This window comes from Klebsiella sp. BIGb0149, from assembly GCF_004362605.1.
Lineage (GTDB): Bacteria > Pseudomonadota > Gammaproteobacteria > Enterobacterales > Enterobacteriaceae > Klebsiella > Klebsiella terrigena.
In genome coordinates this window covers 149,891-165,052 of record NZ_SNYG01000002.1, presented here as the reverse complement: position 1 = coordinate 165,052, position 15,162 = coordinate 149,891, and the positions used below count along the sequence as shown (strand labels likewise).

Genomic DNA, 15,162 nt, shown 5'->3' with positions numbered 1-15,162 from the left:
ATATCAGAGCCGGGGTGCAGGTATTGTTCCCCGGCTTTTTTATCGCAGTAAGTTAAGATAAAAAAAATCCCGCCGAAGCGGGATTTTTCAAATCTGACGATTTATTACAGCAGGAAATCGTCCAGAGATTTGCCCTGCTCATCCATCGCTTTTTTGATCACTGCCGGGGTGCGGCCCTGACCAGTCCAGGTTTTGGTTTCGCCGTTTTCATCAACGTAGCTATATTTCGCCGGACGTGCTGCGCGTTTGGCTTTGGTGCCCGCTTTAACTGCAGCCATGGTGCTCAGCAGTTCATTCGGGTCAATACCATCAGCGATCAGCATTTCACGGTATTGTTGCAGTTTACGAGTACGCTCTTCAATTTCTGCAGCCGCAGCGCTTTCTTCTTCGCGACGTTCGTTAACGACAACTTCTAATTTTTCCAGCATTTCTTCTAGCGTTTCAAGGGTGCATTCTCTCGCCTGCGCACGAAGAGTACGGATGTTGTTCAAAATTTTAAGTGCTTCGCTCATTGTAGTAATCTCAAACTTATATTGTGGGGTGGTTTGTTGAACTAATAATAGAGCGATATAATCAGATGTGCAATAGGGTAGAATGTAAGGAACTCAAAATTACTTGTTATTTGTCCCGGTAATTAATTAATTTAAGTTAAATTTTTCGCGCGAGTTCACATCTTTCTCGCTTATAGCTTAACCGGCACCGCAAGCTAAAACCCTGAGATAGTATGCTTTTCCCAGCGGCCAGGGAGTAAAATTATACTTTGCAGGGATAAATATCCCCCTTCAGTATTAGCGCATTAGTTACAGTGATGTTTAATATAAAACGCTGAACAAAATCCGTTATAACCGCCTGCAAAATGCACCGATTCGCACGAAAGGACAACTGCTCCAGCCGGTTGCACCCCGCGGTGAGGGCAAATAACCGATGACCCGATTGTATTAAGAAGCTTAATCTTTCAGAAGTCGGCTGACGCAACATACACCTCCCGCCCATCCCTGAAGGGGCCGACAGCGCCAGAAAATATGCTACAATCCCGCCGCGATTAAACACATTGATTGGGGTTATGCAGCCGATGGCACAACTTTATTTTTACTATTCTGCAATGAATGCCGGTAAGTCGACTGCGCTACTGCAGTCCTCATACAATTATCAGGAACGAGGCATGCGTGCCTTAGTTTATACGGCTGAGATTGATGACCGCTTTGGTTCCGGTAAGGTCAGTTCAAGAATTGGACTCTCATCGCCGGCACGGCTGTTTAACCCGCAGACTTCATTATTCGCCGAGATTAGCGATGAGCACGCAAAGCAGCCGGTTCATTGTGTATTAGTCGATGAGAGCCAGTTTCTTACCCGCGAGCAGGTACATGAGCTATCCGAGGTTGTTGATGGGCTGGATATCCCGGTGCTGTGCTACGGCCTGCGTACTGATTTTCGCGGGGAGCTGTTTATCGGCAGCCAGTATTTATTAGCCTGGTCAGATAAGCTGGTTGAATTAAAAACGATCTGTTTTTGTGGCCGTAAGGCGAGTATGGTGCTGCGCCTCGATCGGGAAGGGCGGCCGTACAACGAGGGCGAGCAGGTCGTTATTGGCGGCAATGAACGCTACGTATCGGTCTGTCGTAAACATTATAAAGAGGCCTTAAAAGAGGGGTCTTTAACGCTTGTGCAAAACAAGCAGCGTTCCTGCTAACCTCCCTCCGTCGACCCCGCTCAGGCGCGCACCAGGCGCCTGATGACGTCCTGCTGTCATTCCCGCGTTATATATTACGGCTGTTGCTTCAGCGTCGCTCTGCGTCGGTTGTGCGACTCCAGGCAAAATAGTGGCGATAAAAAAAGGCCTCATCAAAAGATGAGGCCTCGTATTGATTACCGGCGTAAATTAAGCGGATTTTTTCGCTTTTTTATCGGCTTTCGGTGCTGCAACAGTCTCTTTCTTCGCGGCAGCTTCGCCTTCGCTGAACTCATTACCGTAGAAGGTATCGAGCAGAATCTGTTTCAGTTCGGCAATCAGCGGGTAGCGCGGGTTAGCGCCGGTGCACTGGTCATCGAATGCGTCTTCAGACAGCTTGTCAACGTGGGCCAGGAAGTCAGCTTCCTGCACGCCAGCTTCACGGATTGACTTAGGAATACCCAGTTCAGCTTTAATGCTTTCCAGCCATGCCAGCAGTTTCTCGATTTTCGCTGCGGTGCGGTCACCAGGTGCGCTCAGGCCCAGGTGGTCAGCAATTTCTGCGTAGCGGCGACGAGCCTGCGGACGGTCGTACTGGCTGAATGCGGTCTGCTTGGTTGGGTTATCGTTCGCGTTGTAGCGGATAACGTTACAAATCAGCAGGGCGTTCGCCAGGCCGTGCGGGATATGGAACTGAGAGCCCAGCTTGTGCGCCATAGAGTGACATACGCCGAGGAAGGCGTTCGCAAACGCGATACCGGCAATTGTCGCTGCACTGTGCACGCGCTCACGCGCTACCGGGTTCTTAGAACCTTCATGGTAGGACGCTGGCAGGTACTCTTTCAGCAGCTTCAGCGCCTGCAGAGCCTGGCCGTCGGAGAACTCAGATGCCAGTACGGAAACGTAGGCTTCCAGGGCGTGAGTAACGGCATCCAGACCACCGAAGGCACACAGGGATTTCGGCATATCCATGACGAGGTTAGCATCGACAATCGCCACATCCGGAGTCAGCGCGTAGTCTGCCAGCGGATATTTCTGACCGGTCGCATCGTCGGTAACAACCGCAAACGGGGTCACTTCAGAACCGGTACCGGAAGTGGTAGTGACGGCGATCATTTTCGCTTTCACGCCCATTTTCGGGAACTTGTAGATACGTTTACGGATATCCATAAAGCGCAGCGCCAGGTCTTCGAAGTGGGTTTCCGGATGTTCGTACATCACCCACATGATTTTCGCCGCATCCATCGGGGAACCACCGCCGAGCGCGATGATGACGTCCGGCTTGAAGGAGTTGGCCAGGTCTGCACCTTTACGTACCACGGTCAGAGTCGGGTCAGCTTCAACTTCAAAGAACACTTCGGTTTCAACGCCGGATGCCTTCAGCACGGAGGTGATCTGGTCGGCATAGCCGTTGTTGAACAGGAAGCGGTCGGTCACGATCAGCGCGCGTTTGTGACCATCAGTAATCACTTCATCCAGTGCGATTGGCAGAGAGCCACGACGGAAGTAGATAGATTTCGGAAGTTTGTGCCACAACATGTTTTCAGCTCGCTTAGCAACGGTTTTCTTGTTGATCAGGTGTTTCGGACCAACGTTTTCAGAGATGGAGTTACCACCCCAGGAACCACAACCCAGAGTCAGGGAAGGCGCAAGCTTAAAGTTATACAGGTCACCGATACCACCCTGAGAAGCCGGGGTGTTAATCAGAATACGTGCGGTTTTCATCATCTGGCCGAAGAAGGCCACGCGAGCAGGCTGGTTATCCTGGTCGGTGTACAGGCAGGAGGTATGACCGATACCGCCCATCGCCACCAGTTTTTCAGCTTTATTAACGGCGTCTTCGAAGTTTTTGGCGCGATACATTGCCAGGGTCGGAGAGAGTTTTTCGTGAGCAAACGGCTCGCTTTCATCAACGTCGGTCACTTCACCAATCAGAATTTTGGTGGTGGCCGGAACGGTGAAGCCTGCCAGTTCGGCAATTTTGTATGCCGGCTGACCAACGATAGCGGCGTTCAGCGCGCCGTTTTTCAGGATGATATCCTGAACCGCTTTCAGCTCTTTGCCCTGCAGCAGGTAGCCGCCGTGGCTGGCGAAGCGTTCACGAACGGCGTCGTAGACGGAATCCACAACGACAACGGACTGTTCAGACGCACAGATAACGCCGTTATCGAAGGTTTTGGACATCAGTACCGACGCAACGGCACGTTTAATGTCAGCGGTTTCGTCAATAACAACCGGCGTGTTGCCTGCACCTACGCCGATAGCCGGTTTACCGGAGCTATAGGCCGCTTTAACCATGCCTGGACCACCGGTCGCAAGGATCAGGTTAATGTCAGGATGGTGCATCAGGGCGTTGGAAAGCTCAACGGAAGGCTGGTCGATCCAACCGATCAGGTCTTTCGGTGCGCCGGCAGCAATAGCAGCCTGCAGAACGATGTCAGCCGCTTTGTTGGTGGCATCTTTAGCACGCGGATGCGGAGAGAAGATGATCGCGTTACGCGTTTTCAGGCTGATCAGTGATTTAAAGATTGCTGTAGAAGTCGGGTTCGTCGTTGGGACGATACCGCAAATAATACCGATAGGCTCTGCGATGGTGATGGTACCAAAGGTATCGTCTTCGGAGAGAACACCGCAGGTCTTTTCATCTTTATAAGCGTTATAGATGTATTCAGAAGCGAAGTGGTTTTTGATCACTTTGTCTTCGATAATGCCCATGCCGGATTCGGCAACGGCCATTTTTGCGAGAGGGATTCGAGCGTCAGCGGCGGCCAGAGCGGCTGCACGGAAGATCTTATCAACTTGTTCTTGAGTGAAACTGGCATATTCACGCTGGGCTTTTTTTACGCGCTCTACAAGTGCGTTAAGTTCAGCGACATTAGTAACAGCCATAATGCTCTCCTGATAATGTTAAACTTTTTTAGTAAATCAGTAGCTCGATTCGACAGTATAGACAGGCGGTTAATAGCTTGCATCTAAATGTTAACGTATCGAATTTTGCCGTACTGGCTTCACTGATTTACTAACGAAGCTTTATTTCTTTATCCTCAGGTACTGCCGGCTTCCACTCTTTGGTGTAAACAAGATTACTCACTTCTGAGTACGATTTACGTGATTTAGATCAATTTTATGTCAAGCTGACACCTTTCAGCAGGCTATTTTATGACCACTTAGATCAAGTGTAATGAAAAGGTATGCAGAATAAATGAATAAATCGGCTAAAAGACACAAATATATAACATACACACTTTATCATTAGGGTATGCATTTTTGAGATGAATTATGCTGTTAAAAAGCGTATCTTCTGCGCGAATATTTTATGACACCCACTGTCAACAGCCATATTTAATGATGCTGCGGAGCGCACTGTGACTCTACCGTTGTTTGATTTTTCAGCTTATTTCAAGTTTTTCATCGGGTTATTTGCACTGGTTAACCCGGTTGGCATCATTCCGGTGTTCATTAGTATGACCAGCTACCAGAGTGCGGCGATCCGTAACAAGACCAACCTGACGGCGAACCTTTCCGTTGCCATTATCCTGCTGACCTCGCTGTTCCTCGGGGACGGTATTTTACAAATCTTCGGCATCTCCATCGATTCATTCCGTATTGCCGGGGGGATCCTCGTCGTTACCATCGCGATGTCGATGATTAGCGGCAAGCTCGGGGAAGACAAACAGAATAAGCAGGAAAAATCAGAGACGGCTATCCGCGAAAGCATTGGCGTAGTGCCTCTGGCATTACCGCTGATGGCCGGGCCGGGGGCGATTAGCTCCACCATTGTTTGGGGAACGCGTTACCACACCGTAGCCCACCTCTTTGGCTTCTCGGTGGCCATCGCGCTATTTGCCCTGTGCTGCTGGGGAATTTTCCGCATGGCACCGTGGCTCGTTCGCCTGCTTGGGCAAACCGGGATTAACGTGATAACGCGTATTATGGGGCTGCTGCTGATGGCCCTCGGAATTGAGTTTATCGTTACCGGACTGAAGGCGCTTTTCCCGGGTCTTCTGGTCTGAAGCACCGCGTTGCGCGGGGCCTGAGGCTCCGCGCTTGCTTTATTATTAGCAAAACATATCAATAAAGCGGATATAGACGAGAAGAATAACTTTCCGTGATGATGGTTTATTTCTTTTAATATCAATCTGTTATCCGTTTTCTTCGCCTTCTTCTCTTTTTTTTCCGCACCGACGCCACTGTTATTTTCTTCACATCATTCTCTGGTGCTTGCCGTCAGATAATTGAAATGATATTAGTAATTTCATAACAGCGGCAGATGAATGTGCTAAATAATAACCGATTGTTAAATTTTCGTACAAAAAAGCGGCTTTGCACCCTTAAGCGGCATGCAGAACGACATGTTTTTTGTATCTAAATGATAAATAACTACTTTATTGCTCCTCTCTCGGAAGTGACCGGCAGAATCCTGCCGCGGCAGGAGCAATAAAAGAGAATCCGGTAACATATTTGCAAATTGCATTGGCGGATGAGAAAGCCTTTTGGTACTTTCCGGCGTTATCGCTCACTGAATAACAGACGTAAATGAGAATTATTATTAAATAACTCATTGCGTAAAAGCCGCCCCAGGACAGGGGGGTAAAGAATCGACGTCAAGGCTGCCGTTTGAGCGGTCGTAATAAATAAGTCGGTGATAGCAAGCAGTAAAGTCTGACAGCAGCAAAAACTCCTGCACTGTACAGAATCCCGAATAAGGGAAAAAAAGAGGCTGGTTAAATAGCCAGTAATTATAATGAGTGGAGTAACAACACAATGACCATCATCACCAAAAAAAATCTGGTAGCAGCGGGGATTTTCTCTGCGCTATTTACGGCGAACGTTGCTATGGCAGCAGATGTACCTGCAGGGGTGCAGCTGGCGGATTCACAATCGCTGGTACGTAATAACGGAGCAGAGGTTCAATCTCTGGATCCGCACAAAATTGAAGGTGTGCCTGAATCCAACATTAACCGCGACCTGTTTGAAGGTTTAGTGATTGGCGATATTCAGGGCCACCCGATTCCTGGGGTTGCCGAATCCTGGGATAATAAAGATTTTAAAGTCTGGACCTTCCATCTGCGTAAAGACGCTAAATGGTCCGACGGCACGCCGGTAACCGCACAAGATTTCGTTTATAGCTGGCAGCGCCTGTCCGATCCGAAAACCGCCTCACCGTACGCGAGCTATCTGCAGTATGGCCACGTTGCCAACGTTGATGAAATTATCGCCGGCAAAAAGCCAATCACCGATCTGGGCGTTAAAGCGCTCGATGATAAAACCTTCCAGGTTACCCTGAGCGAGCCTGTTCCTTATTTCTATAAACTGCTGGTGCACCCGTCCGTTTCACCGGTGCCAAAAGCGGCTATTGAAAAATATGGCGAGAAATGGACTCAGCCGGCCAATATTGTCACCAACGGCGCCTATAAGCTGAAGGACTGGGTCGTTAACGAACGTATCGTTCTTGAGCGTAATACTCAGTACTGGGATAACGCGAAAACCGTTATTAACCAGGTAACCTATCTGCCTATTTCTTCAGAAGTCACCGACGTTAACCGCTACCGCAGCGGCGAAATCGACATGACCTATAACAATATGCCGATTGAGCTGTTCCAGAAGCTGAAAAAAGAGATCCCGAAAGAAGTTCACGTCGATCCGTATCTCTGCACCTACTACTACGAAATTAACAACCAGAAAGCACCGTTTACCGACGTCCGCGTGCGTACCGCGCTGAAGATGGCGCTGGACCGCGACATTATCGTTAATAAAGTGAAGAACCAGGGCGATCTGCCGGCATACAGCTACACCCCGCCTTATACCGATGGCATGAAGGTCGTTAAACCAGAATGGTTTACCTGGACTCAGGATAAGCGTAACGAAGAAGCGAAAAAACTGCTGGCTGAAGCCGGATATACCGCGGATAAACCGCTGACCTTTAACCTGCTGTACAACACGTCCGATCTGCATAAAAAGCTGGCCATCGCCGTGGCATCCATCTGGAAGAAAAACCTGGGCGCCAACGTGAAGCTGGAAAATCAGGAATGGAAAACCTTCCTCGATAACCGCCATCAGGGCACCTTTGACGTGGCGCGTGCGGGCTGGTGTGCCGACTACAACGAACCAACCTCATTCCTCAATACCATGCTGAGCGACAGCTCAAACAACACCTCGCACTATAAGAGCCCGGCGTTCGATAAAATTATCGCTGAAACGCTGCAAACCAATGATGACGCCAAACGCGCCGATCTGTATGCGCAGTCAGAGCAGCAGCTGGATAAAGACTCTGTCATTGTGCCGGTCTTCTATTACGTCAACGCCCGTCTGGTTAAACCGTGGGTAGGTGGCTATACCGGTAAAGACCCGTTAGATAATATCTACGTTAAAAACCTGTATATTATCAAACATTAATGGCAAGACGTGGGGCAGGCATCGCTTGCCCCACCGTGTCTGAATTCATCGCATACGATAGGCACACGCCAGAAGGTACGGGCAATGTTAAAATTTATTTTTCGTCGCTGTCTGGAAGCGATTCCGACGCTATTTATTCTTATAACTATCTCATTCTTCATGATGCGCCTTGCGCCGGGAAGTCCCTTTACCGGCGAACGTACGCTGCCGCCAGAAGTGCTGGCGAATATTGAAGCAAAATATCATTTAAATGACCCCATCATGACCCAGTACTTCAACTATCTGAAGCAGCTGGCGCACGGTGATTTCGGTCCCTCTTTTAAATATAAAGACTATTCGGTGAACGATCTGGTGGCGTCAAGCTTCCCGGTCTCGGCCAAGTTAGGCTTTGCCGCCTTCCTGCTGGCGGTAGTTCTTGGCGTGAGCGCCGGCGTTATTGCGGCCCTCAAGCAAAATACCAAATGGGACTATGCGGTGATGGGGGTGGCAATGACCGGCGTCGTCATACCCAGCTTCGTGGTTGCGCCGCTGCTGGTGATGATTTTTGCCATCACCCTGCACTGGCTACCCGGTGGCGGCTGGAACGGCGGGGCGCTGAAGTTTATGATCCTGCCGATGGTGGCGCTGTCGCTCGCCTATATTGCCAGCATCGCGCGTATCACTCGCGGTTCGATGATTGAAGTTCTGCACTCTAACTTTATCCGCACCGCGCGGGCGAAGGGGCTGCCGATGCATCGTATCATCCTGCGCCACGCGCTGAAGCCTGCGCTGCTACCCGTTCTCTCCTATATGGGGCCGGCGTTCGTTGGCATTATCACCGGATCGATGGTTATCGAGACTATCTACGGTCTCCCGGGGATCGGCCAGCTGTTCGTCAACGGCGCGCTTAACCGCGACTACTCCCTGGTACTCAGCCTGACGATTCTGGTCGGCGCGCTGACCATTCTGTTTAACGCGATTGTTGATGTGCTGTATGCCGTTATCGATCCGAAGATTCGCTATTGAGGCCGGGGTTCGCCATGATGTTAAGTAAGAAAAACAACGAGGCGCTGGAGAACTTCAGTGAAAAGCTTGAAGTCGAAGGGCGTAGCCTGTGGCAAGATGCCCGCCGCCGCTTTATGCATAACCGCGCGGCCGTGGCCAGCCTGGTGGTGCTGATCGTTATCGCTCTGTTCGTGACCATTGCGCCGATGGTGTCGCAATTTTCCTACTACGACACCGACTGGGGCATGATGTCCAGCGCGCCTGATACGGCGTCCAGCCACTACTTCGGTACCGACTCATCCGGTCGCGACCTGCTGGTGCGCGTTGCTATCGGCGGACGTATTTCGCTGATGGTTGGCGTTGCCGCCGCGCTGGTGGCGGTGATCCTCGGTACGCTCTACGGCTCGCTTTCCGGCTATCTCGGCGGTAAGGTCGACTCCGTCATGATGCGTCTGCTGGAGATCCTCAACTCCTTCCCGTTTATGTTCTTCGTTATCCTGCTGGTGACCTTTTTTGGCCAGAACATACTGCTGATCTTCGTCGCCATCGGAATGGTTTCCTGGCTGGATATGGCGCGTATCGTGCGCGGCCAGACGCTGAGCCTGAAGCGCAAAGAGTTTATCGAAGCAGCCCAGGTCGGCGGCGTCTCGACCTTCAGTATCGTGACGCGTCACATCGTGCCTAACGTCCTGGGCGTGGTGGTGGTGTATGCCTCGCTGCTGGTGCCGAGCATGATCCTGTTCGAATCCTTCCTGAGCTTCCTCGGTCTGGGTACTCAGGAGCCGCTCAGCAGCTGGGGAGCGCTGCTGAGCGATGGCGCAAACTCAATGGAAGTGTCGCCGTGGCTGCTGCTGTTTCCTGCGGGGTTCCTGGTGGTAACGCTGTTCTGTTTTAACTTTATCGGCGATGGCCTGCGTGATGCCCTCGACCCGAAAGACCGCTAAGGAGCGCCGTCATGAGCATAATTGAAACGGCAAAAGCGCCGCAGGCGCAGCAACAATCCGGGCTGCTGCTGGATGTTAAAGATCTCCGCGTGACCTTTAAAACGCCGGATGGCGACGTCACCGCCGTCAACGACCTCAACTTTAGCCTGCGGGCCGGGGAAACGTTAGGCATCGTGGGTGAGTCGGGCTCCGGTAAGTCGCAGACCGCCTTTGCGCTGATGGGGCTGCTGGCCGCCAACGGCTATATCGGCGGCTCGGCGACCTTTAACGGCCGGCAGATCCTTAACCTGCCGGAGCGTGAGCTGAATAAGCTGCGCGCCGAGCAGATTTCGATGATTTTCCAGGACCCGATGACCTCCCTGAACCCGTATATGCGGGTCGGCGAGCAGCTGATGGAGGTTCTGATGCTGCACAAAGGTCTGGGGAAAGCCGAGGCCTTTGAAGAATCAGTGAAGATGCTGGATGCGGTCAAGATGCCGGAAGCGCGCAAGCGGATGAAAATGTATCCGCATGAGTTTTCTGGCGGGATGCGCCAGCGCGTGATGATCGCTATGGCGCTGCTGTGCCGGCCAAAGCTGCTGATCGCTGATGAGCCGACGACGGCGCTGGACGTGACGGTGCAGGCGCAGATTATGACCCTGCTGAATGAACTTAAACGTGAATTCAATACGGCGATCATTATGATTACTCACGATCTGGGCGTGGTCGCCGGGATCTGTGACAAAGTTCTGGTGATGTACGCCGGCCGCACCATGGAGTACGGTCACGCGCGCGATGTCTTTTATCATCCGTCGCATCCGTACTCTATCGGCCTGCTGAATGCGGTCCCGCGCCTGGACGCCGAAGGCGATGCGCTGTTAACCATCCCTGGCAATCCGCCGAACCTGCTGCGCCTGCCGAAGGGCTGCCCGTTCCAGCCGCGCTGTCCGCATGCGATGGAGATTTGCAATAGCGCTCCGCCTCTGAAGGAGTTTGCCCCTGGCCGCCTGCGTGCCTGCTTTCAACCGGTGGGAGATCTGCTATGAACGCCGTGACTGAACAAAGAAAAGTCCTGCTCGAAATCGCCGATCTAAAAGTCCACTTTGATATTAAAGATGGCAAGCAGTGGTTTTGGCAGCCGTCTAAAACGCTGAAGGCGGTTGATGGCGTCACGCTGCGTCTGTATGAAGGCGAAACGCTGGGCGTGGTGGGTGAGTCCGGCTGCGGTAAATCGACCTTTGCCCGCGCGATTATTGGCCTGGTGAAAGCGACCGAGGGCAGGGTAGCGTGGCTTGGCAAAGATTTGCTGGGCATGAAGCCGGACGAGTGGCGCGACGTGCGCAGCGATATTCAGATGATTTTCCAGGATCCGCTGGCGTCGCTGAACCCGCGTATGACCATCGGCGAGATTATTGCCGAGCCGCTGCGCACCTATCATCCGAAAATGTCGCGCCAGGAAGCTCGCGATCGGGTGAAGGCGATGATGATGAAGGTTGGCCTGCTGCCAAACCTGATTAATCGCTATCCGCACGAGTTTTCCGGCGGCCAGTGCCAGCGTATCGGCATTGCCCGCGCGCTGATCCTTGAGCCTAAGCTGATTATCTGCGATGAGCCGGTGTCGGCGCTTGACGTGTCGATTCAGGCCCAGGTGGTCAACCTGCTGCAGCAGCTGCAGCGCGAAATGGGTCTGTCGCTGATCTTTATCGCCCATGACCTGGCGGTGGTAAAGCACATCTCCGATCGCGTGCTGGTGATGTACCTCGGGCACGCGGTGGAGCTGGGCACCTACGATGAGGTGTACCACAACCCGCTGCACCCTTATACCAAAGCGCTGATGTCTGCGGTGCCGGTTCCCGACCCGGATCTGGAAAAAAATAAAACCATCCAGCTGCTGGAAGGCGAGCTCCCTTCGCCGATTAATCCGCCGTCGGGATGCGTTTTCCGCACGCGCTGTCCTCTTGCCGGGCCGGAATGTGCCAAAACGCGGCCGGTGCTGGAAGGAAGTTTCCGTCATGCGGTTTCCTGCCTGAAGGTAGACCCGTTATAATCTCCGGGGCTGACGCTGGTCAGCCCTTTTTTTTGCGAGGTTAACGTGGCTGTCAATATTCACGCCGCCCGTCAGCGGCTATTTCATGTGCTCTTCGATCAGCATCAGCGCTCCGGGCGCCGCTTTGAAGGACTGTGCGGCGTTTTTGCACTGCTCAGCGTGGTGGTTATTTTTATCGAGTCGGGTCTGGGGACTCAGTACCACCTGAACGTTGATGAATGGCATATTTTCGTCTGGCTGGAGCTGTTTGTTACCGCCGTTTTTACCCTCGAATATATCCTGCGCATCGTCAGTTGGCCCAATCCGCTCAGGTATATTTTCAGCTTCTGGGGGCTGATTGATTTAGCGACGATTTTACCGCTGTACGTGATGTGGCTGTGGCCGGAAATAAGCATTGACTATGTCTTTGCCTGGCGCGCGATGCGTGCGATCCGAGCCTTGCGTATTCTCAAGCTGCTGCGCTTTATGCCGTCGTTGAATATCTTCTGGGCTGCTATCGTCAGCGCCCGCCATCAGCTGATACTGTTTTACTCATTTATTGCCATTGTGATGGTGATTTTCGGCTCGCTGATGTATCTGATTGAGGGGCCGCAGTACGGATTCACCACGCTTAACGCTTCGGTGTACTGGGCTATCGTGACGATCACAACGGTAGGTTATGGCGATATTACGCCGCACACGCCGCTGGGACGAATACTGGCTTCGGTGCTGATATTAATCGGCTACTCAATTATCGCCATCCCAACCGGCCTGATTACCACCCATATGACCACCGCCTTTCAGAATCGCCGCAGCCAGCGGATTTGCCAGAACTGTCAGCACGGGCCTCATGATAAAAACGCGCGGTACTGCAACGCCTGCGGGAGTGCGCTTGCGCAGCAGGCGGACGGGTAAATAAAAATGCCTGCCGGTCGTTAAACGGGCAGGCATTTTTCAGGCCAGCAGAGGCCGGAATAAAATCTTATTCACGCCACAAAATATGGCACAGCTTGTGATCTTTCTCGCGGCACAGCAGAACGCGGGCGAAGATATCGTTGATTTCGCCGCCGTCGGTGTCAGCCAGGCCAATCACCACCTCGGCGAAGAAGTCCGGGTTGAGATCGTAATCGACGTGCTCTTGCCAGTCTTCTGCCGGATCAAAGAGTTCGGCGCCGCCGCGCTCTTCAAACTGCAGGTTAAACAGAATGACATCCGCCGGGTCGAGGTTGTCGACCGCCAGCTCGAGAAAGATATCGTAAGCCTGCTCAAGCGTTTCATCTTCGGTCAGGCGATTGTTTAAATCCATATCCATGATAGCTACCCGTTTAACATCTGATTGGCACGTTTTACAGCAACGGACTGAAGAAGTAAAACAGTCGCTCCGCTATCCGCTGCCAGAGCGGACGTTTTAACCATAAGCCGGCGTCGAGCAGGCGCGAGCGGGAGATATAATCATCCTGAACCGCCGCCAGATCGCTGCCAAAACCGGCGTCATCAATCACCAGCGTAATCTCGAAATTGAGCCACAGGCTGCGCATATCGAGATTGACGGTCCCCACCAGGCTCAGCTCGCCGTCGACCAGCACGCTTTTGGTGTGCAGCAGCCCGCCTTCAAACTGATAAATTTTCACCCCGGCGGCCAGCAGCTCGGTAAAGAAGGCCCGGCTGGCCCAGCCGACGAGCAGCGAGTCATTCTTGCGCGGCAAAATGATGCTGACATCAACCCCGCGCTGGGCGGCGGTACAGATAGCGTGCAGCAAATCGTCGCTGGGCACGAAGTAGGGGGTGGTCATGATCAGATGTTCTTTGGCGGAATAGGCGGCGGTCAGCAGCGCCTGGTGAATCAAATCTTCCGGGAAGCCAGGGCCCGAGGCGATGGTATGGATGGTATGTCCGCTGGCCTCCTCAAACGGCATAATATTGAGGTCCGGCGGCGGCGGCAGGATCCGTTTACCGGTTTCGATTTCCCAGTCGCAGGAGTAAACGATACCCATCGCCGTGGCGACCGGGCCCTCCATGCGCGCCATCAGATCGATCCACTGGCCGACGCCGGAATCCTGCTTAAAGAAGCGCGGGTCAACCATATTCATACTGCCGGTGTAGGCAATATAGTTATCAATCATGACCATTTTGCGGTGCTGACGCAGATCCATCCGGCGCAAAAACACGCGCATCAGATTAACCTTCAGCGCTTCGACCACCTCGATGCCGGCGTTGCGCATCATCGCCGCCCACGGGCTGCGGAAGAAGGCGACGCTGCCGGCGGAGTCCAGCATTAAGCGGCAGTGCACGCCGCGTCTGGCGGCAGCCATTAGCGATTCTGCAACCTTATCGGCCATCCCGCCGGGCTGCCAGATATAAAACACCATCTCGATATTGTGGCGAGCCAGCTGAATATCGCGGATCAGCGCCTGCATGACGTCGTCTGACTCGGTGAGCAGCTGCAGCTGATTGCCCTTGACGCCGGCGATCCCCTGGCGGCGTTCGCAGAGTTTAAACAGCGATTCGGCGACCGGACTATTATCGTCGGCAAAGATATGCTTGCAGGCCTTGAGATCGTTGAGCCACTTGGCGGTGGAGGGCCACATTGCCCGCGCCCGTTCGGCCCGGCGCTTGCCGAGATGGAGTTCACCAAACGAGAGATAGGCAATAATTCCGACCAGAGGAAGAATATAAATAACCAGCAACCACGCCATTGCTGAAGGGACGGCGCGCCGTTTCATCAATATGCGTAATGTTACACCGGCGATCAGTAACCAGTAACCGAGGATGACTAGCCAGTTCACCACCGTGTAAAAGGTTGTCATAGATGAAAAATCCTTTTGAATGACTCTATTTTATGAGTTTACGCATCAACATCCATCTGGCAAATAAAAACGCAGCGAAAGCGTTGGTCAGCCGGATTCATAGGCCTATAATGCAGGCTGTTTTTCACTTGTAGAGTAGTAGCAATGAAGCGTAGTAGAACGGAAGTAGGGCGCTGGCGCATGCTAAGACAGGTGAGCCGCCGTAAGTCACGCTGGCTGGAGGCCCAATCGCGCCGCAATATGCGCATCCTCGCCATCCGCAAGGAGCTGGTGAAACGACAGCGTCATTCCCTGTTGTTCGTCTTCACTGAGTACTGAGATCGCTAAGTACTGAAATAAAAGGCACCGCATGCGGTG

At 52.6% G+C, this 15,162-nt stretch carries 13 protein-coding genes; 9 read left to right on the top strand and 4 right to left on the bottom strand.

The annotated features are described in order from the left end of the window. Positions 1 to 104 precede the first annotated feature (104 nt). Positions 105 to 512 carry a histone-like nucleoid-structuring protein H-NS gene (hns, locus tag EDF75_RS07510; RefSeq protein ID WP_041146073.1) on the bottom strand — a complete coding sequence of 136 codons (408 nt, stop codon included), beginning with the start codon at positions 510 to 512 and terminating at the stop codon, positions 105 to 107. Positions 513 to 1,072: 560 nt separating this feature from the next. Between hns and tdk the strand changes: the two genes are divergently transcribed. Further along, positions 1,073 to 1,690: a thymidine kinase gene (gene tdk / locus EDF75_RS07505; protein WP_041147671.1), complete on the top strand. Its 618-nt coding sequence runs from the start codon at positions 1,073 to 1,075 to the stop codon at positions 1,688 to 1,690. A 189-nt stretch (positions 1,691 to 1,879) separates the two neighbouring features. On the opposite strand, the gene adhE is transcribed toward tdk, so the two are convergent. After that, positions 1,880 to 4,558: a bifunctional acetaldehyde-CoA/alcohol dehydrogenase gene (adhE, locus tag EDF75_RS07500; RefSeq protein ID WP_133598245.1), complete on the bottom strand. Its 2,679-nt coding sequence runs from the start codon at positions 4,556 to 4,558 to the stop codon at positions 1,880 to 1,882. Between the two features lie 476 nt (positions 4,559 to 5,034). Here adhE and EDF75_RS07495 point away from each other — a divergent pair, with 476 nt between their 5' ends. From EDF75_RS07495 to EDF75_RS07465, 7 genes are all read left to right on the top strand, one after another. After that, entirely contained in the window at positions 5,035 to 5,682 is a 648-nt protein-coding gene (locus EDF75_RS07495; protein WP_076947656.1) for a YchE family NAAT transporter, read from the top strand. A gap of 751 nt (positions 5,683 to 6,433) precedes the next feature. Next, entirely contained in the window at positions 6,434 to 8,065 is a 1,632-nt protein-coding gene (gene oppA, locus EDF75_RS07490; protein WP_076947655.1) for an oligopeptide ABC transporter substrate-binding protein OppA, read from the top strand. A gap of 84 nt (positions 8,066 to 8,149) precedes the next feature. Further along, positions 8,150 to 9,070 carry an oligopeptide ABC transporter permease OppB gene (oppB, locus tag EDF75_RS07485; protein ID WP_041146069.1) on the top strand — a complete coding sequence of 307 codons (921 nt, stop codon included), beginning with the start codon at positions 8,150 to 8,152 and terminating at the stop codon, positions 9,068 to 9,070. Positions 9,071 to 9,084: 14 nt separating this feature from the next. Further along, entirely contained in the window at positions 9,085 to 9,993 is a 909-nt protein-coding gene (gene oppC, locus EDF75_RS07480) for an oligopeptide ABC transporter permease OppC (RefSeq protein ID WP_115192440.1), read from the top strand. A gap of 11 nt (positions 9,994 to 10,004) precedes the next feature. Continuing rightward, a complete protein-coding gene (gene oppD / locus EDF75_RS07475) occupies positions 10,005 to 11,018 on the top strand; it encodes an ABC transporter ATP-binding protein (protein ID WP_133598243.1) in 1,014 nt (337 codons plus the stop codon). Then, positions 11,015 to 12,019 carry a murein tripeptide/oligopeptide ABC transporter ATP-binding protein OppF gene (oppF, locus tag EDF75_RS07470; protein ID WP_123708305.1) on the top strand — a complete coding sequence of 335 codons (1,005 nt, stop codon included), beginning with the start codon at positions 11,015 to 11,017 and terminating at the stop codon, positions 12,017 to 12,019. The genes oppD and oppF overlap by 4 nt, the downstream gene beginning before the upstream one ends. Positions 12,020 to 12,064: 45 nt before the next feature. Next, positions 12,065 to 12,913, top strand: coding sequence for an ion transporter (locus EDF75_RS07465; protein WP_133598241.1), 849 nt, complete (start codon positions 12,065 to 12,067; stop codon positions 12,911 to 12,913). 67 nt (positions 12,914 to 12,980) lie between these two features. Here EDF75_RS07465 and EDF75_RS07460 read toward each other — a convergent pair whose 3' ends face one another. Continuing rightward, complete coding sequence (locus EDF75_RS07460; RefSeq protein WP_095102024.1) at positions 12,981 to 13,310, bottom strand: HI1450 family dsDNA-mimic protein; 330 nt, start codon at positions 13,308 to 13,310, stop codon at positions 12,981 to 12,983. A 34-nt stretch (positions 13,311 to 13,344) separates the two neighbouring features. After that, positions 13,345 to 14,805 (bottom strand): cardiolipin synthase, encoded by a 1,461-nt coding sequence (cls, locus tag EDF75_RS07455; RefSeq protein WP_045858917.1) that lies wholly within the window; start codon positions 14,803 to 14,805, stop codon positions 13,345 to 13,347. Between the two features lie 144 nt (positions 14,806 to 14,949). Between cls and EDF75_RS07450 the strand changes: the two genes are divergently transcribed. After that, positions 14,950 to 15,123, top strand: a complete 174-nt coding sequence (locus tag EDF75_RS07450; RefSeq protein WP_095102028.1) for a YciY family protein — start codon at positions 14,950 to 14,952, stop codon at positions 15,121 to 15,123. Positions 15,124 to 15,162: the final 39 nt, after the last annotated feature.

Excerpts from the sequence above, each read along its gene's own strand:
- adhE (WP_133598245.1), bottom strand. The coding sequence starts at position 4,558 with ATGGCTGTTACTAATGTCGCTGAACTTAACGCACTTGTAGAGCGCGTA.
- EDF75_RS07460 (WP_095102024.1), bottom strand. The coding sequence starts at position 13,310 with ATGGATATGGATTTAAACAATCGCCTGACCGAAGATGAAACGCTTGAG.
- oppF (WP_123708305.1), top strand. The coding sequence starts at position 11,015 with ATGAACGCCGTGACTGAACAAAGAAAAGTCCTGCTCGAAATCGCCGAT.
- oppD (WP_133598243.1), top strand. The coding sequence starts at position 10,005 with ATGAGCATAATTGAAACGGCAAAAGCGCCGCAGGCGCAGCAACAATCC.
- cls (WP_045858917.1), bottom strand. The coding sequence starts at position 14,805 with ATGACAACCTTTTACACGGTGGTGAACTGGCTAGTCATCCTCGGTTAC.
- oppA (WP_076947655.1), top strand. The coding sequence starts at position 6,434 with ATGACCATCATCACCAAAAAAAATCTGGTAGCAGCGGGGATTTTCTCT.
- hns (WP_041146073.1), bottom strand. The coding sequence starts at position 512 with ATGAGCGAAGCACTTAAAATTTTGAACAACATCCGTACTCTTCGTGCG.
- tdk (WP_041147671.1), top strand. The coding sequence starts at position 1,073 with ATGGCACAACTTTATTTTTACTATTCTGCAATGAATGCCGGTAAGTCG.
- EDF75_RS07450 (WP_095102028.1), top strand. The coding sequence starts at position 14,950 with ATGAAGCGTAGTAGAACGGAAGTAGGGCGCTGGCGCATGCTAAGACAG.
- oppC (WP_115192440.1), top strand. The coding sequence starts at position 9,085 with ATGATGTTAAGTAAGAAAAACAACGAGGCGCTGGAGAACTTCAGTGAA.
- oppB (WP_041146069.1), top strand. The coding sequence starts at position 8,150 with ATGTTAAAATTTATTTTTCGTCGCTGTCTGGAAGCGATTCCGACGCTA.